The sequence below is a fragment of the Mesorhizobium sp. M7A.F.Ca.US.006.01.1.1 genome (assembly GCF_003997935.1).
Classification (GTDB): domain Bacteria; phylum Pseudomonadota; class Alphaproteobacteria; order Rhizobiales; family Rhizobiaceae; genus Mesorhizobium.
Genome location: NZ_RZQL01000434.1, coordinates 1 through 2,637, shown reverse-complemented (window position 1 = coordinate 2,637; position 2,637 = coordinate 1). Strand labels below are relative to the sequence as shown.

Below are 2,637 nucleotides of genomic sequence, written 5' to 3'. Positions count from 1 at the left end.
CCCTTGATGATGCCGTTGGTCTCGAGGAATTCCTCGTCGCACTGGGCGATGATGTCGACAATGGCATTGCCGATGCAAAGCACGTCATAATCCGGCATCAAAATCTCCGCCAAAAACCCGAGCCGGCTTCTTGCCACGCCGGCCCGGCGCGGGTCTAGCGATTTGAAACCGGTTTGCCTAGGGCGTGACACGCAACTTTGGCCGAACAGGCAAAGGCGCATCAGCCGCGAGGCGCTATGACAATTCGACCGTGGCCGAAGCATTTCATCGCCGCACGGCCTACAAGCTTGGCTCGATCCCGTTTCGAAGGCGAGCCATGTCGACAATGAACGAGCCTGCAAAGAACGACATGACCACCGACCTTGCGCTGCTCGTCGTGCTGGCGGTGCTCTGGGGCGCCTCCTACCCCTTCATCAAGATCGGCGTCGAAACCATCCCGCCGGTCACCTTCATTGCCGCCCGCACCCTAATCGCCGGCGGTATCCTGTTCGCCATCATCCGCTGGCGCGGGCTCGCCATGCCGGGCGACGCGGCAAGCTGGCGCCGCTTCGCCTTCCAGGCCTGCCTCAACAGCGTTATTCCGTTCACCCTGATCGCCGCGGCCGAACGCTCGGTCGATGCCGGCCTCGCCACCATCCTGAATGCGACCTCACCGATCTTCACCTTCCTCTTGACCGCGCTCATCACCCGCCACGAGCCGGTCACGTTGCGCAAACTGATCGGTGTGGGCGCCGGCATTGCCGGCATCTGCCTCATTATCGGCACGCAGGCGCTGGGTGGCCTCGGTCATGAATTGTGGGCGCAACTGGCAATCGTCGCCGCAACGGTCTGCTACGCAGGGGCCGCCATTTTCGGCCGCGGTTTCAAAGGCCTCGATCCGATGCTGCCGGCCGCCGGTTCGATGCTGTGCGGCGCCGTCATCCTCGTACCCCTCAGTCTGGTGTTCGACCAGCCATGGACGCTGGCACCCTCGACCGCGTCGATCCTGGCCTTGCTCGGCCTGTCGGTCTTTTCCACCGCGCTGGCCTTCGTGATCTATTTCCGCCTCATCCACACGCTGGGTTCGGTCGGCACCACCTCGCAGGCCTATCTGCGCGTGCCGATCGGCGTCGGCATCGGCGCTCTTTTCCTCGGCGAAAGCCTGGGCTCGACGGCATGGCTGGGCATGGGTTTTGTCGTGGCCGGGGTCGCTGCCATGACCATCCCGATTCGAAAGCCGGCGTTTGCGCGGTAGAGCAATTCCAGGAAAAGTGTGAAGCGGTTTTCCCGGGAAAAGCGCATAGCGCTTTCCCCTTGGGAATTGCGTCAAAGCAAGGAACCAGCCCGCTTGTGCTCATGGCCTGCGCTGCTTATCTCGGAAGCATCCGCCTTTTAGGCGACGTCCGCTAACCGGGATGTGACAAGGTGATTTTCGACGCTGCCCGCACTGCGGCCCTCGAGCTGCTCTCGCCGCCATTTCGGGCCGTGTTCGTCAAGACGCTGGGCTTGACCGTGCTGGCGCTGGTGGCTCTGTGGTTCGGCTTGACCAGCCTCGTCGAGTGGCTGGCGCTGCCGTGGCTGCAGACGTTGTTGCCCGGCATGCCGTCCTGGGCCGGGTGGCTCGGCGGCATCATCGCGGCGATCGCGCTTGCCTTCGGCATGGCGTTGCTCATCGCGCCGGTGACGGCCGTTGTCGCCGGCCTGTTCCTCGACGATATCGCCGAAGTGGTCGAGCGCACCGACTATCCCGGCGATCCGACCGGCCGCGCCATGCCGGCGCTGCGCTCGCTGGTGCTGTCGGCGCGATTCCTCGGTGTCGTCATTCTCGGCAACATCGTCGCGCTGCTGCTTCTCTTGGTGCCGGGCGTCAACATAGCCGCCTTCTTCATCGTCAACGGCTATCTGCTCGGGCGCGAGTTCTTCGAATTCGCCGCCATGCGCTTTCGCGGGGAAGACGAGGCCAGGGCCTTGCGCAGGCACTATGCCGGCACAGTGTTTCTCGCCGGGCTGCTCATCGCGGCTTTCCTCGCCGTGCCGTTGCTCAACCTGCTGACGCCGCTGTTCGCCGCCGCCATGATGGTGCATCTGCACAAGGCGATCTCGGTGCGGGAAGTGGCTCGCCGCAGACGCGGCTGAGCACTTTCGTCAGCGCAACAGGAACCCGCATCCGAGCTCGTCGTCTGCTTCGACGGTAAACTCCGCCCGCCCGGAATAATAGGCGCGGCCGCCGACGCGGGCGATGATCGCCCCGTGCGGGCCAGCCTTCGCCGTCCGCACCACGGCTCCGGAAAAACGCGAGCCGGCAATGCTTTCGAATGTGCGCGTCTGTCCGATCGCGATCTCGCCCTTGGCATGCATGGCCGCCAGCCTTGCGGTGACGCCGGAGCCGGTCGGCGAGCGGTCGACCTCGGCCTCGGCGAAGACGCAGATGTTTTTGGTCACCTCGGCGGAAAACGTGTCGCGGCCATCGGTCAGGATGGTGCCGTAGAGGAAGGCAAGGTCGCCGTGATCGGGATGCGACAGCGGAAATTCAGCCTTGAGCCTGTCCGTCAGCGCCGTTGCCGCATCGACGAAATCGCGCACTCGGCTTCTGCCGAATTCGAGCCCGAATTGGTGGCAATCGGCCAGCGCGTAGAAAGCCCCGCCATAGGCCTGTCT

The 2,637-nt window shown here is 64.3% G+C and carries 3 protein-coding genes and 1 pseudogene; 2 read left to right on the top strand and 2 right to left on the bottom strand.

The genetic code is table 11. The features are described from left to right. A pseudogene (locus EN943_RS38705) lies at positions 1 to 98 on the bottom strand (adenosine kinase); the annotation flags it as partial. Between the two features lie 227 nt (positions 99 to 325). Here EN943_RS38705 and EN943_RS36440 point away from each other — a divergent pair. Both EN943_RS36440 and EN943_RS36435 read left to right on the top strand, forming a co-directional pair. Beyond that, complete coding sequence (locus EN943_RS36440; protein WP_245476113.1) at positions 326 to 1,234, top strand: EamA family transporter; 909 nt, start codon at positions 326 to 328, stop codon at positions 1,232 to 1,234. 170 nt (positions 1,235 to 1,404) lie between these two features. Next, positions 1,405 to 2,115: a sulfate transporter family protein gene (locus EN943_RS36435; protein WP_127416550.1), complete on the top strand. Its 711-nt coding sequence runs from the start codon at positions 1,405 to 1,407 to the stop codon at positions 2,113 to 2,115. A gap of 9 nt (positions 2,116 to 2,124) precedes the next feature. Here EN943_RS36435 and EN943_RS36430 read toward each other — a convergent pair. After that, positions 2,125 to 2,637, bottom strand: a 513-nt coding sequence (locus EN943_RS36430; protein ID WP_164778588.1) for a proline racemase family protein, incomplete at its 5' end; no start/stop codon positions are given.

Coding starts and splice junctions, on each gene's coding strand:
- EN943_RS36440 (WP_245476113.1), top strand. CDS start 326: ATGAACGAGCCTGCAAAGAACGACATGACCACCGACCTTGCGCTGCTC.